We start from the raw sequence: 24049 nt of genomic DNA, 5'->3' as shown, positions 1-24049 counted from the left end.
ACACCCTACGTGAGTTCGACCAGGAGCCGCGCCTCCTGTACAGTCTCTTCTCGCAGCGCCACGCATCAGCGGCGCCGCGATCCTGGTCCTGTGGAGCAGTTTGGAGTGCTCGCCACCCTGTCAAGGTGGAGGCCGCGGGTTCAAATCCCGTCAGGACCGCAGCAGCAAGCGGAGGCCCGCCCCGGCAACGGAGGCGGGCCTCCGCCGTGTCACCCGCCCGCCCGTGCCGCGGGCGGGCTTCTTCATGTGCGGGCAGGACCGGCCCGGCTTCCCGGTGCCGGCAGGACCGGCGGCGTCGGCCGGTCCGGCGGCGGGGTCCGGCAGGGTTCCGCGGGGCCGTGGGAGCGGTCCACGGCGGGCGACGGCGGGGGCCGGCGGGGGCGTGGGAGCGGTCCCCTGCGGGCACGGGACCGGCGCGTGCGGCGCCCCCGGGGAGCGGGCGCGTACGCCGCACACGCGCGCCGCGCGGAGCACGGCACGGGGCACGGTGCATCTTGACGGAGTCACATTCCCTCGGTACCAGAGAGGCAGGGACCGCTCCCGTACGGTCCGCTGGAGGTGGCGTATGGCGGCATCGGCCAGGCACGAAACGCGGGCGCTGCTCCGTGCGCATCTCGCAGCCGCCTCGTCGTATCGTCACCGCACGCGCCACTGTCCTGTCTGCCACCGCCTGCTGCGGCTCGCGATGGACAGTGCCCCGCGGACGGCCCCCCAGGGCCCTCAGGTCCCCCAGGCTTCTCAGACCCTTCAGAGCCCCAAGCCCTCTCCGGGCTCTCCGGCCTTCCAGCCCCCGAAGAGTTCTCCGGTCCTCCGGGCCCCGGAGGACCCGGCCGAGGACGACGGCATCCCCCGCGCGTGAAACGTGAACTCCCGTACAGACGTGGGGTGATGGAAGCGCGGGTTCCAATAGCGCAGAGATCCGGCAGAAAACAAGCTTCCCGGCATGTGACGGGTGTCACCGTATAAGTTTTTGAAGGAACGGTATTTAGACCCGTCCTCTCGGCGCTCAATTTAATATGTGCAATTGTACTGCTCTGTGGGGTGCTCCACGGATGATCCGCCGCCTCTCCCCGATTCCGACAGACCCGTGCACAGAGCCGCCTCACCGACCGCCATCGGCACACAAAAAGATCGCGCCGGACCTGGCGGAGTCCGGCGCGATCGACGACGCACCCTTGTTCAGTTGTTCAGTCGAAGAACCCTGACGGCTTGGGCATGAGACCTGTTGGGGCAGGTCCCGCGTCGCGTGGAGCTATCGTCGAGGGCGCCTCGGCCGGTTGGGGGACCAGCCGGTTTGCCCGGTTGTCCGGCCGTTCAGGCCTCGCTGCGCTGCTGCGGAATTCCCGCGAGCAGTGCGCGGACCTCGGCCTCGCGGTAACGGCGGTGCCCACCGAGCGTGCGGATCGACGTGAGCTTGCCGGCCTTCGCCCAGCGCGTGACCGTCTTGGGGTCGACGCGGAACATGGTGGCGACCTCAGCCGGGGTCAGCAGCGGCTCGGCATCAGGGGTGCGAGCGGTCATGAGCGGCCTCCTCGGGAGAACCGACGTTCTCGGTTCTTTCCTCTAAATTCTGCACCTTGACCCGCGTTGCCCGAAATGGCGGACGCGAGCCGAGTCAGTTATAGGACGAACGGCTTGTCCTCGGCACTACAACTACACCATCTGTCCAGCCGCGTCGGCCAAACCGATGGAATTGCCCTCCCAGGCGTCCATCAGCGACGGAAGCCGATGGACCATGCCATAGCGGACAGTCACGCCCCTGTAACGATCAGTCACGGGGCGATCAGGAGTCACGAAACCCCCCAAAGTGTGCAGTGCGGAGATTCCGCCCATGGCAGAGCACAGTTGGACGGATGGAGTCCTCCCCGGACTCCTTGTCCTATTTTGGCACGAGGATGGGCAACAGAGGCAAGGGCCTTGTACGTGCGGTCCGTCACCCTTGGCACAAAAGCCCGGATCGGGACCTACACCCCGTCAGCTCACCGAAACGTCCTTGACGGTACGCCGCAGGCGGACGGCGCCACCGTGACCCGCGTCACGCGTCCCACGGCTGCCGCGGCCGCCGCGCCGGTCGCACGCGTCACATCTGTCATACCGTCAGTTCGCGGACCGCCGTTCACGCACCGCCCGCCAGCGCTCCACGAGCCGCCCGTACGCCTCCCCCGCCGCCACGCCGTCGCCGCGCCGCAGCGCCTCGATCCCCTCGGCCACGTCGGCGGCCGAGTGATCGTCCCGCAGCGCGTCGGCCGGCAGCGCGTGCACCAGCCCGCCGTAGTCCAGTTCCACCAGCGAACGCGGGTGGAACTCCTCCAGCCAGCGGCCGACGTCCACCAGGCCGTCGATCAGCGGCCCTTCGTCGACGGTCTCCCGCAGGGCCCGCAGCGCCCGCGCCACCCGCCGCCGGGCCTGCACCATCGGCGTGCGGTAGCGCAGCACCGTGTCACCGCCGCCGTCGCCCCTGAGGTACTCCCGCTCCTCGTCGGACACCAGCACGAACCAGTTCAGCGGCACCTGCCAGGTCGCCGTGCGGATCCAGGGGCGGGCGTCGGGATGGTCGGCCAGCCAGCGCTCGTAGTCCCGGACGGCCTGGTGCCGCACGACCGGGGGCAGGACCGCGTCCAGGACGACCGCCGGAAGCTCCTTGGCGAGATTGCGCAGGGCCTGCCAGCCGCGCAGCCGGGTGCGCCAGGGGCAGACGCGGATCATCCCGTCGACGTCGAGCACGAAGGCGTCCTGGCTCTCGTGCACCGGCACCGGCACCGGCGGAGTGGGCAGCAGATCGGCCAGGGAGCGGCGCAGCTCGTCCTGGTAGGAGGGGCGGTCGGGGCGGCGGGCGTAGCGTGCCCAGTGGCTGCGCTCCGGCTCCGGGAAGGCGGCCAGCGGCTCGTAGACGCGCAAGTAGGCCGCGTACGGGACGACCACGGAGGACACCTTGGGCACGCCTGCTCCCTCCCCATCAGACCTGGCCCGAAACCCGTCCGGCCCGCGCCCGGGTGGACGGAAAACCACAGCAAATCGTCCCACGCCCGGGTGGGAAGGTACTCCAGGGGAGGGTGATCCCGACCACTGCGGGGTCGGTGGGGGTGGTCAGGGTCTACTCTCCTGGCACGGCCCTCGCCACCCTTACGAGGACCTGTTCCCACCCGCCGCTACTTACCCAGGAGTCACCACCGTGACCGACGTAACCAACGGCGTCCTGCACACCCTGTTCCACTCGGAGCAGGGGGGCCATGAGCAAGTCGTGCTGTGCCAGGACCGCGCCAGCGGCCTCAAGGCCGTCATCGCCATCCACTCCACCGCTCTGGGTCCCGCGCTCGGCGGTACGCGCTTCTACCCGTACGCGAACGAGGAGGAGGCCGTCGCCGACGTCCTCAACCTCGCCCGCGGGATGTCCTACAAGAACGCCATGGCCGGTCTCGGGCACGGCGGCGGCAAGGCCGTGATCATCGGCGATCCGGAGCAGATCAAGACCGAGGAACTGCTGCTCGCCTACGGGCGGTTCGTGGCCTCGCTCGGCGGGCGGTACGTCACCGCGTGCGACGTCGGCACCTATGTCGCCGACATGGACGTGGTGGCGCGCGTGTGCCGCTGGACGACCGGCCGCTCGCCCGAGAAGGGCGGTGCCGGCGACTCCTCGGTGCTGACCTCCTTCGGCGTCTACCAGGGCATGCGGGCCGCGGCCCAGCACCTGTGGGGCGACCCGTCGCTGCGCGACCGCAAGGTCGGTGTCGCGGGCGTCGGCAAGGTCGGGCACCACCTCGTGGAGCACCTGCTCAAGGAGGGCGCCCAGGTCGTGATCACGGATGTGCGGGAGGAGGCCGTGCGGCGGGTGGCCGAGCGGCACCCGTCCGTGACCGTGGCGCCCGACACCGATGCGCTGATCCGGACGGAGGGGCTGGACATCTACGCCCCCTGCGCGCTCGGCGGCGCCCTGAACGACGAGACCGTGCCGGTGCTGACCGCCAAGGTGGTGTGCGGCGCGGCCAACAACCAGCTCGCCCACCCCGGTGTCGAGAAGGACCTGGCCGACCGCCGGATCCTCTACGCGCCGGACTACGTGGTGAACGCCGGCGGTGTCATCCAGGTCGCCGACGAACTGCACGGCTTCGACTTCGAGCGGTGCAAGGCGAAGGCCGCGAAGATCTTCGACACCACGCTGGAAATCTTCGCACGCGCAAAGAAGGACGGGGTTCCCCCGGGCGCCGCCGCCGACCGGATCGCCGAGCAGCGGATGGCGGAGGCGCGGGCCGCCCGCTGACGACGCCCGACGCCGCGGGCCGCCCGCTGAGGGCGCACGGAACCCGTGCGTTATTCGTACGTTTGTGCGGTACCTGCCGGTGGAGGGGTGGAGACGCCCGTCACGTCCACCGGCGGGTCGCCTGTCGAGAAGTGCTTGAAATCGACGCTGACCAGTGAAGACGGGGTGCTTCGGCGGCCCCTCGTACACGCGCGCCCTGTGGGCGACGTACCGTATGGGCGCGGGCTCAGGTACCGTGGAAGCACCTACGGAACGGCCTCTCCGCGGAGAGCCCGTTCCCGATCATGAACGCGTGTCAGACTCTGGGGCCGTCGAGCCCCGTCGTTGAGGGGGTCGAGCCATGGGGCGCGGCCGGGCCAAGGCCAAGCAGACGAAGGTCGCCCGCCAGCTGAAGTACAACAGCGGTGGGACGGACCTCGCACGCCTGGCCAAGGAGCTGGGCGCATCGACGTCGAATCAGTCACCGAAGGGCGACCGCTTCGAGGACGATGAGCACGACGACCTGTACGCACGGTACGCCGATCTGTACGCGGACGACGAGGACGACGAGGACGACTCCTCGCGCCAGCACCGTCGCGGCGCGTGACGTCCGCGGCGGCCCGGCCGTCCTCCGCGTGCCGTAGGCATCGCACCTCACCCGGTCCGGGTGCTCACGCACCGGACCGGGTTTCGTGCTGCCGATCCCGACCGGTACAGGTCCTGGCCGACTCGCGCCGACCCGGCGCGAGCGGCCGGCGTGCGCCGAACGTGGGCGCGGGGTGTGCTCACGCGTGGTCTCCCACCAGGGCCGCACCCGTGGTGTGGTCGCCGCGGTCGGTGATCTCGCCGGCCACCCAGGCGTCGACACCACGGTCGGCCAGGGTGGTGAGGGCCACGTCGACCGACTCCTCGGGGACGATCGCGAGCATGCCGATGCCCATGTTGAGGGTCCGCTCCAGCTCCAGCCGTTCGACATTGCCGCTCTTCGCGACGAGGTCGAAGACGGGTGCCGGGGTCCAGGTGGCGCGGTCGATCACGGCGTGCAGACCGTCCGGGATCACCCGGGCCAGGTTGGCGGCGAGCCCGCCGCCGGTGACATGGCTGAAGGCGTGCACCTCGGTGGTGCGGGTCAGCGCCAGGCAGTCCAGCGAGTAGATCCTGGTCGGCTCGAGCAGCTCCTCGCCGAGGGTGCGGCCGAGCTCCTCGACGTGCGTGTCCAGCGACAGGCCGGCCCGGTCCAGCAGCACATGGCGGACCAGGGAGTACCCGTTGGAGTGAAGTCCGGAGGACGCCATGGCGATCACCGCGTCCCCCTTGCGAACGCGGTCCGCGCCGAGCACCCGGTCGGCCTCCACGACGCCCGTACCGGCGCCGGCGACGTCGAAGTCGTCCTCACCGAGGAGCCCCGGGTGTTCGGCCGTCTCACCGCCGATCAGGGCGCAGCCGGCCAGCACACAGCCCTCGGCGATGCCCTTGACGACAGCGGCGACCCGCTCGGGGTACACCTTGCCGACGCAGATGTAGTCGGTCATGAACAGCGGCTCGGCGCCGCACACCACGATGTCGTCCATGACCATGGCGACCAGGTCGCGCCCGATGGTGTCGTACACGCCCATCCGGCGGGCGATGTCGACCTTCGTGCCCACGCCGTCCGTGGCGGAGGCGAGCAGCGGGCGCTCGTAGCGCTTGAGGGCGGAGGCGTCGAAGAGCCCGGCGAAGCCGCCGAGGCCGCCGAGCACCTCGGGGCGGCGGGTCTTCTTCACCCACTCCTTCATGAGCTCCACGGCGCGGTCGCCCGCCTCGATGTCGACGCCGGCGCTCGCGTAGCTGGCGCCAGTGGTCTCGGAAGACATGACCTTGGGTACCTTCGTGTCGTCTGCGTGCTTACGGGCGGCGAATCGCGTCGGCCACGGCCGTGTCGGCGGGGCCGGCGGCCAGCTCGGTCTCCAGCAGCCGCTTGCCGAGCAGCTCGGGGTCGGGGAGTTCCATCGGGTACTCGCCGTCGAAGCAGGCGCGGCACAGGCTGGGCTTGGCGACGGTGGTCGCCTCGATCATGCCGTCGAGGGAGATGTACGCCAGCGAGTCGGCGCCCAGCGAGGTGCCGATCTCCTCGATGGTCATGCCGTTGGCGATGAGCTCGGCCCGGGTGGCGAAGTCGATGCCGAAGAAGCAGGGCCACTTCACCGGCGGGGAGGAGATCCGGATGTGCACCTCGGCCGCACCGGCCTCGCGCAGCATCCGGACCAGCGCCCGCTGGGTGTTGCCGCGCACGATGGAGTCGTCGACGACGACCAGGCGCTTGCCCTTGATGACTTCCTTCAGCGGATTCAGCTTCAGCCGGATGCCCAGCTGGCGGATGGTCTGCGAGGGCTGGATGAAGGTACGGCCGACATAGGCGTTCTTCACCAGGCCGCTGCCGAAGGGGATGCCGGAGGCCTCCGCGTAGCCGATGGCGGCGGGGGTGCCGGACTCGGGGGTCGCTATGACCAGATCGGCCTCGACCGGGGCCTCCTTCGCCAGCCGGCGGCCCATCTCGACGCGGGAGAGGTAGACGTTCCGGCCGGCGATGTCGGTGTCGGGGCGGGCCAGGTACACATACTCGAAGACACAGCCCCTGGGCTTCGCATCCGCGAATCGCGAGGTGCGCAGACCGTTCTCGTCGATGGCGACGAACTCGCCCGGCTCCACCTCCCGCACAAAGCTCGCGCCGACGATGTCCAGGGCGGCGGTCTCGGAGGCGGCCACCCAGCCGCGCTCGAGACGGCCGAGGACCAGCGGACGGATGCCCTGGGGGTCACGAGCGGCGTAGAGGGTGTGCTCGTCCATGAAGACCAGGCTGAAGGCGCCCCTGACCTGCGGGAGGACGAGGTGGGCCGCCTCTTCGACGGTCAGCGGCTTGCCGTCGTCGTCGACCTGGGCGGCCAGCAGGGCCGTGAGCAGATCGGTGTCGTTGGTCGCGGTCATCCGGGTCGCGCGGCCGGCGGTGTCCTTGGGCAGCTCGGCGACCTTCGCGGCGAGCTCGGCGGTGTTGACCAGGTTGCCGTTGTGGGCGAGCGCGATGGAACCGTGCGCGGTGGCGCGGAACGTCGGCTGGGCGTTCTCCCACACGGAGGCACCGGTGGTCGAGTAGCGGGTGTGGCCGACCGCGATGTGGCCCTGGAGGGAACTGAGCGAGGTCTCGTCGAAGACCTGGGAGACCAGGCCCATGTCCTTGAAGACGAGGATCTGGGAGCCGTTGCTGACCGCGATGCCCGCGGATTCCTGGCCCCGGTGCTGGAGGGCGTACAGCCCGAAGTACGTGAGCTTTGCGACCTCTTCGCCCGGAGCCCAGACACCGAAGACGCCGCAGGCGTCCTGGGGGCCTTTCTCACCGGGGAGCAGGTCGTGATTGAGTCGACCGTCACCACGTGGCACGGCACCGAGTGTAGGCGAGGTCTGTCGCTGGTCCGAATGGGGGGATGCGCGGCGGCCATGGGCCACCCGTCGGCCACCTCCGCCATGCGCACGACATCGCCGCAGGTCAGCACCGTGCGTCGCGGCCCGATCCGGTGACGGGCGGCTTCCTGGGGGCCACGGAGGTTTTTTCTCCGGCGGACACGAGTGAGGTGTCGCACACCGTTCGGGCGAGTCGTGCGGGCGATGCGCGGGGGACGAACCGCGGGACGAGCCGTGGGGAACCATGGGGCAGGGGGCGCCGCGCGGGGCGGCTCACGTCATGAGCGGCAGCAGCCCCTCCAGGTCGGCCCGCTCCCCGCTCGCGCTGACCGCGGCGTCCGCCACGGCGTCCTTCCACGCCAGCCGCCCGGTGGCCAGCCGGAGCCAGGTCAGCGGATCGGTCTCGACCACGTTGGGCGGGGTGCCACGGGTGTGCCGGGGGCCCTCGAGGCACTGCACGACGGCGTACGGCGGGATCCGCACCTCGGTCGAGCCGCCGGGCGCCCTGGCGGCCAGCGCGTCGGCCAGGAACCGTGTGGCGGCGGCGAGGGCCTGCCGGTCGCAGGGGATCTCCAGGCCGGGCACGGCGGCGTTGAGGTCGTCGGTGTGGACGACGAGTTCGACGGTGCGGGTGACGAGGTAGTCGGTGAGGGTCATGGCGCCAGCGCGCAGGGCCAGGACGCGGGTGTGCGCGGCGGTGGCGAGGTGCCGGGTCAGCTCCTCCTCGGTGCGGGCGTACAGGGCGTCGAGGTCGAAGGTCTCCTCGGCGAGCTCCCGGGAGCTCTCGGCGACGGCGGCGGCATGGGCGGCGGTCACCGACGGGTAGTCCAGCAGCGCGAGTCCGGGCCGGGCCGGTTCGTCCCGCTCCAGGGCCCGGCCGACGCTCGCGACGGCCAGGGCGAGGTGGGCGACCAGGTCCCGTACGGTCCAGTCGCCGAGGCGTGTGGGCAGGGCGAGCTGCCGCTCGTCCAGGGTGCGTACCGCCTGCCGCAGGTGCCCGAACTGGGCGAGCACGGCGGTACGGGTCCTGGCGGGGTCATAGGTGCGGGTGCGCTTCCTGGCCGGTGGCATGACGGTGAGCCTATTGCCTCCCGGCACGGCCGCTCGGGCCCCCTCCGAAAGCCCGGGGGCATCTGCGCGCGTCCCGAAAGCCCAGAGGCATCTGCGCGCGTCCGTGCGCGCCTGATCACGTCCGCGTGCGCCTGGCCGCTCCCGGACATGAGCGCTCCAGAAGGAGCGCGAGACCGTAACCGGGGCCGGGGTCCGCAGCCGCCCCGCAGGCGTCGCCCGTCGCGCTCGCCGGGAGAGCCCCGACCGGCCGCCCCGGAGCATGAGAGGGCCCCGCCGTGCCCTTCCGCACGGCGGGGCCCCTCACCGCGTCGTACGGCCGCTCAGGCCAGCAGCGACGGGATCGTGTTCTCGTGGGCCTCGCGCAGCTCCTCCAGGGACAGGACGAACTCGCCCTGGACCTCCACCGCGTCCCCGTCCACGACACCGATGCGGGTGGCGGGCAGGTCGCGGGCGCGGCACATGTCGGTGAAGCGGACCTCCTCCGAGCGCGGCACCGCGACGATCGCCCGGCCGGCCGACTCGGAGAACAGGAAGGTGAACGCGTCCAGGCCGTCCGGCACGACCAGACGCGCGCCCTTGCCGCCCAGCAGGGCGGACTCCACGACCGCCTGGATCAGGCCGCCGTCGGACAGGTCGTGCGCGGAGTCGATCATGCCGTCGCGGGAGGCGGCGATCAGGATCTCGGCCAGCAGGCGCTCACGCTCCAGGTCGACCTTCGGGGGCAGGCCGCCGAGGTGGTCGTGGATCACCTGCGACCAGGCCGAGCCGCCGAACTCCTCACGGGTGTCGCCGAGGAGGTACAGCAGCTGGCCCTCCTCCTGGAAGGCCACCGGCGTACGGCGGGACACGTCGTCGATCACGCCGAGGACCGCCACGACCGGCGTCGGGTGGATCGCCGCCTCGCCCGTCTGGTTGTAGAGCGAGACATTGCCGCCGGTCACCGGCGTCCCGAGCTGCCGGCAGCCGTCCGCCAGACCGCGCACGGCCTCCGCGAACTGCCACATCACCGCCGGGTCCTCGGGCGAGCCGAAGTTCAGGCAGTCGGACACGGCGAGCGGCTTGGCCCCCGTGGCGGCGACATTGCGGTACGCCTCCGCCAGCGCCAGCTGGGCGCCCGTGTACGGGTCGAGCTTGGTGTAGCGGCCGTTGCCGTCCGTGGCGATGGCCACACCGAGGCCGGTCTCCTCGTCGATGCGGATCATGCCGGCGTCCTCGGGCATGGCGAGGACGGTGTTGCCCTGCACGAAGTGGTCGTACTGCTGGGTGATCCACTTCTTGGACGCCTGGTTCGGGGACGCCACCAGCTTCAGGACCTGCTCCCTCAGCTCCTCGGACGTCCGCGGGCGCGGCAGCTTGCCCGCGTCGTCGGCCTGGAGGGCGTCCTGCCACTCCGGGCGGGCGTAGGGGCGCTCGTAGACCGGGCCCTCGTGCGCGACCGTCCGCGGGTCCACGTCGACGATCTTCTCGCCGTGCCAGTAGATCTCCAGACGGTCGCCGTCGGTCACCTCACCGATGACGGTGGCGATGACGTCCCACTTCTCGCAGATCTCCAGGAAGCGGTCGACCTTGTCCGGCTCGACGACCGCGCACATGCGCTCCTGCGACTCGCTCATGAGGATCTCCTCGGGAGACAGGGTCGAGTCGCGCAGGGGGACGTCGTCCAGGATCACGCGCATGCCGCCGGAGCCGTTGGAGGCGAGCTCGGAGGTGGCGCAGGACAGGCCGGCCGCGCCGAGGTCCTGGATGCCGACGACCAGCTTCTCGGCGAAGGCCTCCAGGGTGCACTCGATGAGCAGCTTCTCCTGGAAGGGGTCGCCGACCTGGACGGCGGGGCGCTTGCGAGGCTTGCCCGTGCCGGAGGCACTGTCGGATTCAGCGTCGAAGGTCTCGGAGGCGAGGATCGACGCGCCGCCGATGCCGTCGCCGCCCGTGCGGGCCCCGTACAGGATGACCTTGTTGCCCGCGCCGGAGGCCTTCGCGAGGTGGATGTCCTCGTGCCGCATCACCCCGATGCAGCCGGCGTTGACCAGCGGGTTGCCCTGGTAGCAGGCGTCGAAGACCACCTCGCCGCCGATGTTGGGCAGGCCCAGGCAGTTGCCGTAGCCGCCGATGCCGGCGACGACGCCCGGCAGCACCCGCTTGGTGTCGGGGTGGTCGGCGGCGCCGAAGCGCAGGGGGTCGACCACGGCCACCGGACGGGCGCCCATCGCGATGATGTCGCGCACGATGCCGCCGACACCGGTCGCCGCGCCCTGGTAGGGCTCGACGTAGGAGGGGTGGTTGTGCGACTCCACCTTGAAGGTGACGGCGTAGCCCTGGCCGACGTCCACGACGCCCGCGTTCTCGCCCATGCCCACGAGGAGCACGTCGTTGTCGGGGGCCTTCTCGCCGAACTGGCGGAGGTGGACCTTGGAGGACTTGTACGAGCAGTGCTCGGACCACATCACCGAGTACATGGCGAGCTCGGCGCCGGTGGGACGGCGCCCCAGGATCTCCACGATCCGCTCGTACTCGTCCTTCTTCAGGCCCAGTTCGGCCCAGGGCAGCTCGACGTCGGGGGTCGCGGCCGCGTGCTCGACCGTGTCCAGAGGCGTCCTGCTCATGCGGTGACCAGCTTCTTGAGGATCGAGGTGAAGAACGGCAGGCCGTCGGTGCGGCCGGTGCCGATCAGCGGCTCAACGGCGTGCTCGGGGTGCGGCATGAGGCCGACGACGTTGCCGGCCTCGTTGGTGATGCCGGCGATGTCGCGGAGCGAGCCGTTGGGGTTGAAGTCGAGGTAGCGGAAGACGACACGGCCCTCCGCCTCCAGCATGTCGAGCGTGTACTCGTCGGCGACGTACCGGCCGTCCATGTTCTTCAGCGGGATGCGGATCTCCTGGCCGGCGGTGTAGTCGCCGGTCCAGGCCGTCCCCGCGTTCTCCACCCGCAGCTTCTGGTCGCGGCAGATGAAGTGGAGGTGGTCGTTGCCGAGCATCGCGCCCGGGAGGAGGTGGGCCTCGGTGAGGATCTGGAAGCCGTTGCAGATGCCCAGGACCGGCATTCCGGCCTTCGCCTGCTCGATGATGGTCTCCATCACCGGCGAGAAGCGGGAGATGGCGCCGGCCCGCAGATAGTCGCCATAGGAGAAACCGCCGGGCAGGACGACCGCGTCGACCTGCTTGAGGTCCTTGTCCTTGTGCCAGAGGGCGACCGGTTCGGCACCCGCGAGGCGGATCGCGCGCCGGGTGTCCCGGTCGTCCAGGCTGCCCGGGAAAGTGACGACGCCAATACGAGCGGTCACTTCACGGCCTCCGCGACTGCGTCATCGGACTCGACCCGGACGGTGAAGTCCTCGATCACGGTGTTGGCGAGGAAGGATTCGGCAAGATCGTGAATGCGGGCGAGAGCGGCGTCGTCGACCGGCCCGTCCACTTCCAGTTCGAATCGCTTTCCCTGACGTACGTCGGAGATGCCTTCGAAACCCAGCCGCGGCAGTGCGCGCTGCACCGCCTGCCCCTGGGGGTCGAGGATCTCCGGCTTGAGCATGACGTCGACTACGACGCGTGCCACTGGCACTCCCGGTGTGTGGTGCTGAGCAGGTTCCTTCAGACTACCCGCCCACAATTTCTACGCGGGTAGCCTCGTAGGAAACTACGAGACGGCCGTCACAGCCCCGCGCCGGCGGGGGTCTTCGTGAAAAGTTCTGGGAAAGTTTCGTGCCCGCCGCGGAGCCGGTATTGACCGAGGACACGCGGATGGATTTAGTTCGACTTCCCCTGGCAATGCCCAGCACTGTACAAATGAATTGGCGACAGCCGATACTTTTCCCGATAACCGCCGAACAGTCGGCATCCGGCGGCCTTCTCCGCGCCTCATGCGCACCGCGTACGCGGCATGACGGAGCAGATGGCCGCGGAGATGCCATATGAAGGGACCGATATTCGTGGCACAGCGTGTCGTGGTTACTCTCTTTGACGACATCGACGGCTCGGAAGCGTCGGAAACGGTCGCCTTCGGACTCGACGGCAAGTTCTATGAGATCGACCTGAACCAGGCCAATGCCGAGAAGCTGCGCAAGGCGCTCGCGCCGTATGTGCAGGCCGGCCGGAAGCGGTCGAAGTCGGGCAAGGCGTACCGGCAGACGGAGGTCGCCCCGGACCCCGCGGCCGTCCGGGCCTGGGCGCAGGCCAACAAGCTGGACGTGCCGGCGCGCGGCCGTATCCCCAAGAAGATCTACGAGGCGTTCAACGCGGCCCAGTGAGGACGGCCGCCCCACGCGGGGCGGAGCGGCTCCGGAGCCGGCCCCAGGGGCCGTCAGCGAGCCCTGGGGGAAAGCGACTTGCGCAACCCCCCTGGTGATCAGCTAATGTCTGGAGCGCGCCGAGGGGCGAGGCCGGAAGGCCGAAGCCCACGGAGTCCATGCGGGTGTAGTTTAGTAGTAGAACAACCCCCTTCCAGGGGGGAGGCGCAGTGTGCAATTCCTGTCACCCGCTCTGCACCGCCGGTTCCATCCGCTCGTGCGGATCGGGTAGGCTGGTGCTCGCGCCGGTCGGTGAGAGCCGATCGGAAGCAGTGCGGACGTAGCTCAGTTGGTAGAGCGCAACCTTGCCAAGGTTGAGGTCGCGAGTTCGAGCCTCGTCGTCCGCTCGGGAAAAAGACCTCGGTCCGGTGGGCCGGGGTCTTTTCATGTGCTCTCCATTCCGATCCTGTTCCCGCCGCGCTCCGATCGCGCCCCGGCCTCGTCCGGTCTCGTTCTGGCGTCCTGGCCCCGTTCTGACATTTGTCATGCCGAGCGATGACACCGCGCACTGCCGCCGCGCCCCGGCCGCCGGGATGCTGAAGCCATGGGCACGAGCGATCACGTGATAGAAGTCACCGGTCTGCGGCGGGTGTACGGGGGCGGATTCGAGGCGGTGCGCGGCATCACGTTCCATGTGGACCGCGGGGAGATCTTCGCCCTGCTGGGCACCAACGGCGCCGGCAAGACCTCGACGGTCGAACTGCTGGAGGGCCTGGCCCCACCGGACGGAGGGCGTGTGCGCGTCCTCGGGCACGACCCGTACACCGAGCGTGCCGCCGTACGGCCGCGCACCGGGGTGATGCTGCAGGAGGGCGGCTTCCCCTCCGAGCTGACCGTCGGCGAGACCGCGCGGATGTGGGCGGGGTGCGTGAGCGGGGCCCGCCCGGTCCGGGAGGCGCTGGCGCTGGTCGGCCTGGAGCGGCGGACGGACGTACGGGTCAAGCAGCTGTCCGGCGGGGAGCGGCGCCGTCTGGACCTGGCGCTCGCACTGCTCGGCAGGCCCGAGGTGCTGTTCCTGGACGAGCCGACGACCGGGCTGGACGCCGAAGGGCGCCGGGACACCTGGGAGCTGGTGCGGACGCTGCGCGACGGCGGCACGACCGTGCTGCTCACCACGCACTACCTGGAGGAGGCCGAAGGGCTCGCCGACCGGGTGGCCATCCTGCACGAGGGGCGGATCGCCGCCGCCGGCACCCCGGCCGAGGTGACGGCCTCCCAGCCGTCCCGGATCTCCTTCGAACTGCCCGCCGGCCACTTCCTGGGCGACCTGCCGCCCCTCTCCGGCCTGGGGGTGATCGGGCACGAGACGGACGGCCGCGTCGTACGGCTGCGCACCCGCACACTCCAGCGGACGGCCACGGAGCTGCTGCTGTGGGCCCGGCAGGCCGGCGTCGAGCTGCGCGGACTCGATGTGCGGTCGGCCTCGCTGGAGGAGGCGTTCCTCGGCATCGCGCGGGACGTCTCCGCGCCGCGGGCGAAGGAGCAGAAGGAGGAAAAGGAAAAGAAGAAGGAGAAGGAGGAGTACGCCGCATGAGCGCCGTGACGACCACCTCCGCGGGCCGGATGGCCGCGCTCGCCCGTGCCGAGCTGACCCTGCTGGGCCGCAGCAAGAGCGCCCTGGTGGGGGCCGTGTTCGTCCCGCTGGTGCTGCCGTTCAGTGTGCGGTCGGCGGCCGAGCAGATGGACCTGGAGGACATCGGACTGACCGTCGGACTGGTCGTCCTGCCCGCCTCGATCGGCTTCGCGCTGCTGTTCGCGGTGTACGCCACGCTCATCGGAGTGTTCGTCGGGCGGCGCGAGCAGCTGGTGCTCAAGCGGCTGCGCACGGGTGAGCCGCGGGATGCCGAGATCCTCGCCGGGGCCGCGCTGCCGGCCGTCGTCCTCGGCCTCGCCCAGTGCCTGCTGCTGGCCGGCGCCTGCGGCGCGGTGCTGGACGTGCCCGCCCCGCGCGCGGTCCACCTCGCCGCGGCCGGGCTGGTGGCGGGCCTCGTGCTGTGCGTGCTGCTCGCCGCGGTCACCGCGGGCTTCACCCGGACCACCGAGAGCGCGCAGGTCACCTCGCTTCCCCTGCTGCTGGTCTCGATGGTGGGCTCCGGGCTGCTCGTCCCCCTGGAGCTGCTGCCGGACCGGCTGGCCGCCGTGTGCGAGCTGCTGCCGCTGACTCCGGTGATCACGCTGGTGAGGGGCGGCTGGACCGGCGACCTGAGCACCGTCGACGCACTGCGTGCGGCGGCCGTCGCCCTGGCCTGGCTGGGGCTCGGGGTGTTTGCTGTACGACGGTGGTTCCGGTGGGAGCCACGGCGCTGACCGCGCAGGGGAGGACCGGGGTGTTCGACGGAATACGCAGATGGCAGCGGCAACACTGGCGGGAGCGCAGCAAGGCCGAGCGGGTCGAGCTGCAGAGCGTGATCATGTGGTGCGCCACGGTCTGGATCTTCACGCTCCTGTGGCTGGTGCTGCCTCTGACCGCCGAACTGCGTCACCGCCCGCTGCCACTGGTTCTCGGCGGGCTGCTGCTCGCCGTGAGTGTGCTGCAGTGCGTGGTCGTCAACCGGCTCACCCGGCCCGCGCTCGACCACTACCTGGGCCGGAGCACCCTGCCCGCACGCGCGCTGTGGACGGCCGTCGGTCTGCTCGTTCCCGCACTCGTCCTGCCCCTGGCCCTGACCGCCGTCGAGGGGGTCACCCCGTGGACGGCCCAAGTGGCGCTCGGCGCCGCCCTGCTGACGTTCGGCCCTCTGTACGGGCTGGTCGCACCCGTGTCCGTGGTCCTGCGCCGGTCCGCCGTCCTGGCCGTGGTGCTCATGGCGGGGATCGCCCTCGTCGGCGGGCGGACCGGCGACGTCCTCATGACCGGTGTCCTGACCGCCTTCGCCACCGGCATCTCGCTGCTGATCTCGCGCTGCGCGGCATGGACCCTGGCCGTGCTGTGGGAGGCCGAACGGGCCCGTGAGGTCGAGGCGCGGCTCGCCGTCGCCGAGGAGCGGCTGCGGTTCGGGCGGGATCTGCACGATGTGATGGGGCGCAACCTCGCGGTGATCGCGCTGAAGGCCGAGCTGGCCGTGCAGCTGGGCCGGCGCGGGCGGCCCGAGGCGGTGGAGCAGATGATCGAGGTGCAGCGGCTCGCCCAGGAGGCGCAGCGCGAGGTGCGCGAGGTCGTCCGCGGCTACCGCGAGGCCGACCTCGCCGCCGAACTCGCCGGTGCCCGCAGCGTGCTCACGGCGGCCGGCATCGACTGCACGGTCACCGGCTCGCCCGCCGGTCTGCCCGCCCCGGTGCAGTCGGCGCTCGGCTGGGTCGTCCGCGAGGCCACGACGAATGTGCTCCGGCACGGCGACGCCCGGCGGTGCACCGTGTCCCTGCGCGTCACCGACGGCCGGGTGGAGCTGTGCGTCGAGAACGACGGGGCGCGGGAGACCTCCGGCGGCGACCGGCCGGGCTCGGGACTCGCCGGGCTGCGCGAGCGGCTGTCGAAGCTCGACGGCACGCTGCGCGCCGGCCCCGCGGGCCGCGGCCGGTTCCGGCTGACCGCCGAGGTGCCGCTGCCGTCCGCCGCCGAGGCCGCTGCCGCCCGTCCGGTGAGCGAGGTCACCGCATGACGGCGTCCTCGGCTCCCATCCGGCTGCTGCTGGCCGACGACGAGCATCTGATCCGCGGTGCGCTCGCCGCGCTGCTCTCCCTGGAGGACGACCTGCTGGTCGTCGCCGAGGCGGCGAGCGGTCCGGAGGCGCTGGCCATGGCCCGGGCGCACGAGCCCGACGTGGCCGTGCTGGATCTGCAGATGCCGGGCGCGGACGGTGTGAAGGTCGCCACATCCCTGCGGGCCGAACTGCCCGGCTGCCGGGTGCTGATCGTGACCGGTCACGGGCGCCCCGGCCATCTGAAGCGGGCGCTCGCGGCGGGGGTGCGCGGGTTCGTCCCCAAGACCGTCAGCGCCCGGCAGCTCGCCGAGATCATCCGTACCGTGCACGCCGGAAACCGTTACATCGACCCCGAGTTGGCCGCCGACGCGATCTCCGCCGGGGACTCGCCGCTGACCGCGCGGGAGGCCGAGGTGCTGGAGCTCGCCGCCGACGGGGCACCGGTCGCGGAGATCGCCGAGCGGGCCGCGCTGTCGCCGGGGACCGTACGGAACTATCTGTCGTCGGCCATGACCAAGCTGGGAGCGGAGAACCGTCATGCGGCGGTGCGTCTCGCGCGTGAGCGAGGTTGGGTATAGTTGGCCTCGCGCCACGGCGCGACGCGGACGTAGCTCAGTTGGTAGAGCGCAACCTTGCCAAGGTTGAGGTCGCGAGTTCGAGCCTCGTCGTCCGCTCCAGCACAAAGCCCCCGGCTCTCGCCGGGGGCTTGTTCGTGTCCTGCGCCGGTGTCTCCTACGGCCGTCCTGCGCCTGTGTCTCCTGACGGCCGTCTACGGCCGTCCTACGACCACTTCGTGCCCGTCAGCCGCTCGTACGCCTCCACGTACTTGGCCCGGGTCGCCTCCACGATCCGCTCGGGCAGCGGCGGCGGGGGCTGCTCGCTCGTGCGGTCCCAGCCGGACTCGGCGGAGGTCAGCCAGTCACGGACGAACTGCTTGTCGTACGACGGCTGCGGACGGCCCGGCTGCCACTGGTCGGCCGGCCAGAAGCGGGAGGAGTCCGGGGTGAGGACCTCGTCGGCGAGCACCAGCGTGTCCCCGTCGAAGCCGAACTCGAACTTGGTGTCGGCGAGGATGATCCCCCGGTCGCGGGCGATGTCCCGGGCACGGCTGTAGAGGGCGAGGGTGAGCTGGCGCAGCTGGGCGGCGGTCTCCACGCCGACCCGGCGGGCCACCTCCTCGTAGGGGACGTTCTCGTCGTGCTCCCCGACCTCCGCCTTGGTGGCCGGGGTGAAGACCGGGCCGGGCAGCTCGGAGCCGTCGACCAGGCCCTCGGGCAGGGCGACGCCGCAGACCGTACGGGACTCGTTGTACTCGGCCAGGCCGGAGCCGGTGAGATAGCCGCGGGCCACGCACTCCACCGGGACCATCCGCAGGGACTTGCAGACCAGGGTGCGGCCCTCCCAGTCGGCGGGGGCGCCCTCGGGCACATCGGTGCTCAGGACGTGGTTCGGGACCAGGTCGGCGAGCTGGTCGAACCACCACAGGGACAGCTGCGTGAGAATGCGGCCCTTGTCGGGGATCTGGGTGGGCAGCACCCAGTCGTAGGCGGACAGGCGGTCGCTGGCGACCATCACCAGGTCGCCCGCCTCGTTCTGGTACAGGTCGCGCACCTTGCCGGTGTGCAGATGCACCAGACCCGGAACCTGGAGCGGTTCGGGCTTCTCAACGAATCCGGACACGTTTCCTCCCCGCTGTTCTGGCCAATGCCCTTGATTCTCCCGTATCGGACGGAGGGCCGGCGCAGCGGGTCAGTCCCGCTTGCAGATGCGGTCCAGGAGATTGGCGGTGGCGCGCTGGATCCGGGCGTCGGCGTGGCCGGGGCGGTCCAGGGCCGGGGACCAGGCGAAGGTGCCGGAGGCGAAGACCAGGGCACCGGAGGGCGCGCGGTACAGGGACGTGTCCTGGTGGCGCAGGACCCCCTGGCTGTCGGTGTACGGGGAGTGCGCGAGCAGGATGCGGTCCAGGTACTCGGGCAGCGGGACGCGCGGGAAGTAACGGTCCGCCTCACCCGCGACCAGGCCCTCGATCTCCTCGCCCTCCTTCACCCCCGTCGCCTCCCACAGCCAGTGGCCGGCGTTGCGGACGATCAGCGGGTGCGGCTCGGGGACACGGCCGGCGTACTGGATGCCCAGCAGCTGCTGCTCGGGGCGGTCGATCTCCCGCCACAGCACCGGCCGGCCGGGGCCCTGGCGCTTGCGGCAGGTCAGCAGGCGGTTGGGGACCCCCGACGGGGAGGGGCCCAGCTCCACCTGCCAGTACATGGTGTTGGCGGACAGGAACACCAGCGAGGTGCCGTGCTCACGGGCGCGCTCGACGGTGCGGCGCATGGCGGCCGACCAGTACTCGTCGTGGCCGGGGAAGATCAGACCGCGGTAGCGGGTGGGGTCGACGCGACCGGCGTGCAGGTCGCGGGCGTCGGCGTAGGCGAGGTCGTAGCCGTAGCGCTCGGCCCAGCGGATGACGTCATAGGCGTGGCCGACGTGCAGGGGCAGGCCCGCGCCCGCGTAGGGGCGGTCGAAGGAGACCGTGGTGGCGGCCTCGTCCTCGCCGAGCAGACGGCCCTGCTCGTCCCAGGCGTGGTAGAGGCTGGCACCGGTGCGGCCGTCCTCCGGGTAGAGGTTGTAGGCCTGCCAGGTGACGTCGGGCAGGACCAGCAGCAGATCCGCCGGGCGGTCGTCGCGGACGGTGAACGGGATGTGGGAGCGGTAGCCGTTGGCGGTGGTCAGGACGGCGACGTACGCGCCGACGTTCCAGTACGACGGGACCGTCAGCCGCCAGGACAGCCACCAGTGGTGGCAGGAGACCGTGCGGTCGGCGGTCAGCGGCGGGGGCTGGACGATGCCCGGCAGACGCGGACTGCTGGTGATCTTGGCGGCGCCGTCGCCGCCGTAGTGGCCGATGCGGTAGACGTCGACGCCGAACTGCTGGGGCGGGTCGACCGTGATGTGGAAGTCGACGGTCTCGCCGGGGGCCACGGCGTCGGTGGAGATGAAGCCCTTGATCTGCCGGTGGACGTCGTCGGCCGAGCGGGGCCCCCCGTCGGAGGAGCGGGGGGCGGGGACACGGGAGGTGCCGGGCAGGGTCTGCGGGGACGGGTCGACATACCAGGGGACGAGGCGGCCGGTGTCGTCGAAGTACATCTCCCTGCCGCGCAGCCAGGGGAGGGGGCCCTGCCCGAAGGGATCCGTCACGGCGTGTGCGAGTGCTCCCGACTCCCAACGGCGGATCCGCTGCGGTCCCATGCCCGTCTCCCCTCCCTTGCCATGCCCCCGTGGTCCGTTGTGCGGCGGTGCGGGTCTGTCGGTGGCGGTCGTGTCGTATGTCGGACGCGTTTGCCACGTGCGTCGGCGATCCCAGCACATCACATGACGCACGCATGCTGTCACTATTCGTTGCGAATTGGCCGAAAGTGGAAGCAGAGGGTCCGGTCATACGGTCACGGACTCGGCATGGACGCAGGTCAGACCAGCCTTATCGGCGTTTCCAGACGTATGCCCGAGTCGATCAGCCAGGTCCGCAGCGGTGCCGGATCGCCGTTCTCGACCAGGGCGAGGACCCGGGGGGCGAGGTCGGCGGCCTTCTCCCCGTTGATCAGAAGGGCGGGGCCGTCGAGCCAGTCGAGGCCCGGGGTGGCGCCCGCGGTGTCCATCGCGGCGCAGCACACCATCGCGGTGACGTGGTCGGCGAGGAGTTCCCGGCCGGTGCGGGGCGGTTCGAGCGGGAAGAGGGGCAGCGAGCCCTCGTCCCACGCGGGTGCGGCGGGCGGCGGGCCGGTGCACGCCGCCGGGGCGACGCGCTCCTCCCGGGCCAGTTCGGCGCTGAGGCCCGCCACGAGGGCGGCGCCGCGCTCGGTGCCGGGGCCGGCGCCCTCGTCCGGTGCGGCGGGGGCGGTTTCCGCGGAGGACGGGTCCGAGGGGGCGGAGCCGGGGTTGCCGGCGGGGAATCCTCCCGGCCCGGAGGCCGTGGGGGTGGAGGACGCCGAGGACGCCGAGGGCGGAGCGGACAGGTGCTCCAGTATCCGGGCCAGCGTCGGTCCGTGCGCATCGGCGGCGGAGTCGGAGGCCCGGCGGACGCCCAGGGCGTCCAGGACACGGTGGAGGCGGGCGGCGTCGGTGCGCCACTTCCGGTCGACGACCTCGTCCGGGTACTCCCGCCAGTCCACCGGGGACCAGTCGGGGCCGCGCTCGGCCGGACCGCCGTGGAAGAGCCGCGCGGCCAGCAGCGAGGCGGCCTCGTCGACGGAACCGGGCTCTTCGAGCAGATCGCAGGCGGGGCGCTCGCCGAGCCGGGAGGTGAAGCTCTCGGCCAGGCGGTCGCGGCGCGACAGCTCGGTGAGCGCCGCGACGACCCCCGCGTCCAGCCGGGAAGGCCAGCGGCCCATGCGCCAGGCGGGGAGCGCGACCCGGGTCAGCAGCCGGTCCCAGCCCGCGTACGCCAGGCCCACCTGCTCCTGGGCGACGATCCTGAGCCCGTAGTCCACCACCTGCGCACGCTCGGCGGCCGCGGCCGCCACACCGCGCTCCATCTCGGCCGCGTGCTCCCGGCAGCCGCGCAGCAGCAGCCGGGCCACCCAGCCGAGCCCCGCGTACACCGCGCGGAGCGGGAGACGGCGGCCGGCGGGCGCGGAGGCGATGGCCACCGCCGCGTCCAGGCCGCGGACGAAACGGCGGGCCGCGGCTATGTCCGGCTGCACCGAGAGTTCCGTACCGGCGACGACCGGGGCGAGCACGGCCCGCAGCTCACCGACGCGCATCCACCACAGGAACGGGGAGCCTATGACGAGAACGGGGGCCTCCGCCGTACGGCGTGAGCGGACCGGGGCCGCGCCGCGCGAGGCCTTCGGCTCGCCGGGGCGGTCCGTGCGCGGGGGAGGCCCGTGGGCGGGATGCGTACGGTCCTCCAGCCAGCTGTCGCAGTCCGGGGTGAGCGCTATGGCGGACGGGGCGGGCACCTCGAGACGGGCGGCGAGGTCGCGCACCAGGCGGTACAGGTCCGGGGCCGACTCCTCCGGTATCGGGACGGTGGGGCTCATGGCGGGGCGGGCCCGGACGACGACCAGGCCGACGCCGAGGGCCAGGAGCAGGACGACGACCGCCACGGCGGCCACCACCCAGCGGACGAGGTCCCAGCCCCCGCCCAGGAGATGGCCGGTGGGGCCGCCGACGAACAGGACCACGGCGAGGGCAGCGGGCAGCAGGGCGACGGCCAGCGCCCGGCTGCGGACCCGCAGCACGGCGAGGGCCCGGGAGCGCGCGGTCCGCGCACCGACCTCCCCCCCACCTATACCGGTCACGACCGGACGTCACCCCCTCCCGACTGTCCTGATGCTGTCCACTCCCCCACTGTGGCACCCGTCACCGGCATCGCAATGCCGATGGGCCAAGTGCCGGACCGCCTGGGCGGCACCCTAGAGGCGGGGTCCGGCCCGCGTCAGCCGGATGGCCTATTGGCCACCCGATGGAATGGTTTGGGGAAGGGCTCCGGCCGACGCGACCACCGTGCGGCGACCAGAAGGCCCCCGGCGGGGCCGGGGGCCTGGAAGCCCGGGGAGAGCAGCCTCTGCGGGAGGCCGGCGGGAAGGCCGGCACAGAAAGCCGGGAGGAAGGCCGGCGCGGAAGGGGACGCCGGGCCGTCCCGGCGCACGGCCGGGTGCCGGGTTACGCCTGCGCCGCCGCGCGTGCCGCGATGTCCGAGCGGTGGTGGGAGCCCTCGAGACGGATGCGGGAGACGGCGGTGTACGCGCGGTCGCGGGCCTCGGTGAGATCCTTGCCGGTCGCCGTGACGGACAGCACGCGGCCGCCCGCGCTCAGGACGGTGTCGCCGTCCCGCCGGGTGCCGGCGTGCAGGACGTACGCGTGCGGGGCGTCCTGCGCGGCGACCTCCTCCAGGCCGGTGATCGGATCGCCGGTGCGCGGGGAGCCGGGGTAGTTCTGCGCGGCGACGACCACGGTGACGGCCGCCTCGTCGCTCCACCGCAGCGGCGGGAGGTGGGCGAGGTCGCCGGTCGCCGCGGCCATCAGAACGCCCGCCAGCGGGGTCTGGAGACGGGCGAGGACCACCTGGGTCTCGGGGTCGCCGAAGCGGGCGTTGAACTCGACCACGCGGATGCCCCGGCTGGTGATCGCGAGTCCGGCGTAGAGCAGGCCGGAGAACGGGATCCCCCGGCGCCGCATCTCGTCGACCGTGGGCTGGAGCACCGTCCGCAGGACCTCGTCCACGAGATCGGGGGAGGCCCAGGGCAGCGGGGAGTACGCGCCCATGCCGCCGGTGTTCGGGCCCTCGTCGTTGTCGAACGCCCGCTTGAAGTCCTGGGCCGGCTGGAGCGGCACGACGGTCTCGCCGTCGGTGATGGCGAAGAGGGAGACCTCGGGCCCGTCGAGGTACTCCTCAATCACTACGCTCCCCCGCTGCCTGGACGGCGCGGGCGGTACCCCCATACAGGCCGCCGCATGCGCCTTGGCCGCCTCCAGGTCGTCGGTGACGACGACACCCTTGCCGGCGGCGAGCCCGTCGTCCTTGACGACGTACGGCGCACCGAAGGCGTCGAGGGCCGCGGCGACCTCCTCCGCCGTCGTGCAGACGTACGACCGAGCCGTGGGCACCCCGGCCGCGGCCATCACGTCCTTGGCGAAGGCCTTGGAGCCCTCCAGCCGCGCGGCCTCCTTCGAGGGACCGAACACCGGGATGCCCGCCTCGCGCACGGCGTCGGCGACTCCGGCGACCAGCGGCGCCTCGGGGCCGATGACCACCAGGTCGACGCCCAGCTCGGCGGCCAGCGCGGACACGGCCGCGCCGTCGAGGATGTCGACCCGGTGCAGCTCGGCGACCTCGGCGATGCCGGCGTTGCCGGGCGCACAGTGCAGCGCGGTGACGGCGGGATCGAGGGACAGGGAATGACACAGGGCGTGTTCGCGAGCGCCACTGCCGATGACGAGGACCTTCACGAGGTGAAGCCTAACGGCAGCGGTCCGAGGCTCCTTGTGCGGGCCGCCGAAGGAGTGGGGGCGGCACAGTTGTGCGTTCCTCCGAGCCGGGCGGAAGACGGCGGCACCCGGGGGCTCCTTGTGCTCCCCTTGCGCCTTCTGCCTCTCTTGCTCCTCTTGCTTCCCCTGCTTCTCCTTCTCTTCCTTTCTCTCCCCGCTCCCCTCGCTCCGGCGCTCCGTTACTCCGTCGTGTACTCCTCCAGCACCGTCGCGCCCAGCTCGCGGATGATCAGTTCGGGGCCGGAGAGGGCCGACTCGTCGAGGTCCGGGTCGTCGTCCTCCGGGATGTCGTCCTCGGGGGCGACAGGAGCCGGCTCGGAGACGGAGGGTCCGGGCGGCGGAGCCGCGGCGGGCGCGGGTGCGGGGGGAACGGGTGAGTAACACGTGGGTAATCTGCCCTGC

General features: G+C 71.7%; 20 protein-coding genes, 4 tRNA genes and 1 pseudogene. 12 read left to right on the top strand and 13 right to left on the bottom strand.

What is annotated here, in order from left to right; genetic code table 11:
• Positions 1-84: 84 nt before the first annotated feature.
• Together ABD224_RS21150 and ABD224_RS29500 are read left to right on the top strand one after the other, a co-directional pair.
• Positions 85-159: transfer RNA gene (locus ABD224_RS21150), tRNA-Asp, on the top strand.
• Positions 160-244: 85 nt separating this feature from the next.
• On the top strand, positions 245-859 hold the full coding sequence (locus tag ABD224_RS29500; RefSeq protein ID WP_425581027.1) for a DUF6274 family protein: 615 nt from the start codon (positions 245-247) through the stop codon (positions 857-859).
• A gap of 455 nt (positions 860-1314) precedes the next feature.
• On the opposite strand, the gene bldC is transcribed toward ABD224_RS29500, so the two are convergent.
• Positions 1315-1521, bottom strand: coding sequence for a developmental transcriptional regulator BldC (gene bldC, locus ABD224_RS21140; protein ID WP_003949541.1), 207 nt, complete (start codon positions 1519-1521; stop codon positions 1315-1317).
• 576 nt (positions 1522-2097) lie between these two features.
• Entirely contained in the window at positions 2098-2940 is an 843-nt protein-coding gene (locus ABD224_RS21135) for a DUF8083 family protein (protein ID WP_344052208.1), read from the bottom strand.
• Between the two features lie 232 nt (positions 2941-3172).
• On the opposite strand from ABD224_RS21135, the gene ABD224_RS21130 reads away from it, so the two are divergent.
• Together ABD224_RS21130 and ABD224_RS21125 are read left to right on the top strand one after the other, a co-directional pair.
• Positions 3173-4258: a Leu/Phe/Val dehydrogenase gene (locus ABD224_RS21130; protein WP_344052206.1), complete on the top strand. Its 1086-nt coding sequence runs from the start codon at positions 3173-3175 to the stop codon at positions 4256-4258.
• Positions 4259-4598: 340 nt separating this feature from the next.
• On the top strand, positions 4599-4844 hold the full coding sequence (locus ABD224_RS21125) for a DUF3073 domain-containing protein (protein WP_344052204.1): 246 nt from the start codon (positions 4599-4601) through the stop codon (positions 4842-4844).
• A 178-nt stretch (positions 4845-5022) separates the two neighbouring features.
• Here the strand turns inward: ABD224_RS21125 and purM are convergent, their stop codons facing one another.
• From purM to purS, 6 genes are all read right to left on the bottom strand, one after another.
• A complete protein-coding gene (purM, locus tag ABD224_RS21120; RefSeq protein ID WP_344052202.1) occupies positions 5023-6090 on the bottom strand; it encodes a phosphoribosylformylglycinamidine cyclo-ligase in 1068 nt (355 codons plus the stop codon).
• Between the two features lie 31 nt (positions 6091-6121).
• The gene (gene purF, locus ABD224_RS21115) at positions 6122-7651 is read right to left on the bottom strand and encodes an amidophosphoribosyltransferase (protein WP_344052200.1); all 1530 of its coding nucleotides are present in this window, start codon (positions 7649-7651) and stop codon (positions 6122-6124) included.
• Between the two features lie 294 nt (positions 7652-7945).
• Positions 7946-8743, bottom strand: a complete 798-nt coding sequence (locus ABD224_RS21110; protein ID WP_344052198.1) for a maleylpyruvate isomerase family mycothiol-dependent enzyme — start codon at positions 8741-8743, stop codon at positions 7946-7948.
• A 320-nt stretch (positions 8744-9063) separates the two neighbouring features.
• On the bottom strand, positions 9064-11346 hold the full coding sequence (gene purL / locus ABD224_RS21105) for a phosphoribosylformylglycinamidine synthase subunit PurL (RefSeq protein ID WP_344052196.1): 2283 nt from the start codon (positions 11344-11346) through the stop codon (positions 9064-9066).
• Entirely contained in the window at positions 11343-12023 is a 681-nt protein-coding gene (gene purQ / locus ABD224_RS21100) for a phosphoribosylformylglycinamidine synthase subunit PurQ (RefSeq protein WP_344052194.1), read from the bottom strand. The genes purL and purQ overlap by 4 nt, the downstream gene beginning before the upstream one ends.
• Positions 12020-12292 (bottom strand): phosphoribosylformylglycinamidine synthase subunit PurS, encoded by a 273-nt coding sequence (gene purS, locus ABD224_RS21095; RefSeq protein WP_067398801.1) that lies wholly within the window; start codon positions 12290-12292, stop codon positions 12020-12022. The genes purQ and purS overlap by 4 nt, the downstream gene beginning before the upstream one ends.
• 373 nt (positions 12293-12665) lie before the next feature.
• Between purS and ABD224_RS21090 the strand changes: the two genes are divergently transcribed.
• From ABD224_RS21090 to ABD224_RS21055, 8 genes are all read left to right on the top strand, one after another.
• Complete coding sequence (locus tag ABD224_RS21090) at positions 12666-12983, top strand: histone-like nucleoid-structuring protein Lsr2 (RefSeq protein WP_344052249.1); 318 nt, start codon at positions 12666-12668, stop codon at positions 12981-12983.
• Between the two features lie 160 nt (positions 12984-13143).
• Positions 13144-13215 (top strand) — tRNA-Gly (locus ABD224_RS21085).
• Positions 13216-13296: 81 nt separating this feature from the next.
• A tRNA-Gly gene (locus tag ABD224_RS21080) sits at positions 13297-13369 on the top strand.
• Between the two features lie 197 nt (positions 13370-13566).
• Positions 13567-14556, top strand: coding sequence for an ABC transporter ATP-binding protein (locus tag ABD224_RS21075; protein WP_344052191.1), 990 nt, complete (start codon positions 13567-13569; stop codon positions 14554-14556).
• A complete protein-coding gene (locus ABD224_RS21070; RefSeq protein WP_344052189.1) occupies positions 14553-15329 on the top strand; it encodes an ABC transporter permease in 777 nt (258 codons plus the stop codon). The genes ABD224_RS21075 and ABD224_RS21070 overlap by 4 nt, the downstream gene beginning before the upstream one ends.
• Entirely contained in the window at positions 15311-16621 is a 1311-nt protein-coding gene (locus ABD224_RS21065; RefSeq protein ID WP_344052187.1) for a sensor histidine kinase, read from the top strand. The genes ABD224_RS21070 and ABD224_RS21065 overlap by 19 nt, the downstream gene beginning before the upstream one ends.
• Complete coding sequence (locus tag ABD224_RS21060) at positions 16618-17241, top strand: response regulator (protein WP_344052185.1); 624 nt, start codon at positions 16618-16620, stop codon at positions 17239-17241. The genes ABD224_RS21065 and ABD224_RS21060 overlap by 4 nt, the downstream gene beginning before the upstream one ends.
• Positions 17242-17264: 23 nt before the next feature.
• Positions 17265-17340: transfer RNA gene (locus ABD224_RS21055), tRNA-Gly, on the top strand.
• Positions 17341-17443: 103 nt separating this feature from the next.
• Here ABD224_RS21055 and ABD224_RS21050 read toward each other — a convergent pair.
• The 5 genes and pseudogenes from ABD224_RS21050 to ABD224_RS21030 form a co-directional block, all read right to left on the bottom strand.
• Positions 17444-18343, bottom strand: a complete 900-nt coding sequence (locus ABD224_RS21050) for a phosphoribosylaminoimidazolesuccinocarboxamide synthase (RefSeq protein ID WP_344052183.1) — start codon at positions 18341-18343, stop codon at positions 17444-17446.
• A 69-nt stretch (positions 18344-18412) separates the two neighbouring features.
• A complete protein-coding gene (locus tag ABD224_RS21045; protein ID WP_344052181.1) occupies positions 18413-19906 on the bottom strand; it encodes a N,N-dimethylformamidase beta subunit family domain-containing protein in 1494 nt (497 codons plus the stop codon).
• A gap of 218 nt (positions 19907-20124) precedes the next feature.
• A complete protein-coding gene (locus ABD224_RS21040) occupies positions 20125-21957 on the bottom strand; it encodes a hypothetical protein (RefSeq protein ID WP_344052179.1) in 1833 nt (610 codons plus the stop codon).
• Between the two features lie 364 nt (positions 21958-22321).
• Entirely contained in the window at positions 22322-23608 is a 1287-nt protein-coding gene (gene purD / locus ABD224_RS21035; protein ID WP_344052177.1) for a phosphoribosylamine--glycine ligase, read from the bottom strand.
• A 218-nt stretch (positions 23609-23826) separates the two neighbouring features.
• Positions 23827-24049: pseudogene (locus ABD224_RS21030) on the bottom strand (DNA polymerase III subunit gamma/tau); the annotation flags it as partial.

Origin of the sequence: Streptomyces thermoalcalitolerans, from assembly GCF_039525155.1 — a bacterium.
In the GTDB taxonomy this organism is placed as follows: domain Bacteria; phylum Actinomycetota; class Actinomycetes; order Streptomycetales; family Streptomycetaceae; genus Streptomyces; species Streptomyces thermovulgaris.
The sequence above is the reverse complement of the archived record's forward strand: the minus strand, read 5'-3'. Positions and strand labels throughout refer to the sequence as shown.

Bases quoted from the DNA above. Each gene is read 5' to 3' on its own strand.
- ABD224_RS21075 (WP_344052191.1), top strand. From the start codon at position 13,567: ATGGGCACGAGCGATCACGTGATAGAAGTCACCGGTCTGCGGCGGGTG.
- ABD224_RS29500 (WP_425581027.1), top strand. From the start codon at position 245: ATGTGCGGGCAGGACCGGCCCGGCTTCCCGGTGCCGGCAGGACCGGCG.
- bldC (WP_003949541.1), bottom strand. From the start codon at position 1,521: ATGACCGCTCGCACCCCTGATGCCGAGCCGCTGCTGACCCCGGCTGAG.
- ABD224_RS21045 (WP_344052181.1), bottom strand. From the start codon at position 19,906: ATGGGACCGCAGCGGATCCGCCGTTGGGAGTCGGGAGCACTCGCACAC.
- purL (WP_344052196.1), bottom strand. From the start codon at position 11,346: ATGAGCAGGACGCCTCTGGACACGGTCGAGCACGCGGCCGCGACCCCC.
- ABD224_RS21070 (WP_344052189.1), top strand. From the start codon at position 14,553: ATGAGCGCCGTGACGACCACCTCCGCGGGCCGGATGGCCGCGCTCGCC.
- ABD224_RS21060 (WP_344052185.1), top strand. From the start codon at position 16,618: ATGACGGCGTCCTCGGCTCCCATCCGGCTGCTGCTGGCCGACGACGAG.
- ABD224_RS21110 (WP_344052198.1), bottom strand. From the start codon at position 8,743: ATGCCACCGGCCAGGAAGCGCACCCGCACCTATGACCCCGCCAGGACC.
- purM (WP_344052202.1), bottom strand. From the start codon at position 6,090: ATGTCTTCCGAGACCACTGGCGCCAGCTACGCGAGCGCCGGCGTCGAC.
- ABD224_RS21125 (WP_344052204.1), top strand. From the start codon at position 4,599: ATGGGGCGCGGCCGGGCCAAGGCCAAGCAGACGAAGGTCGCCCGCCAG.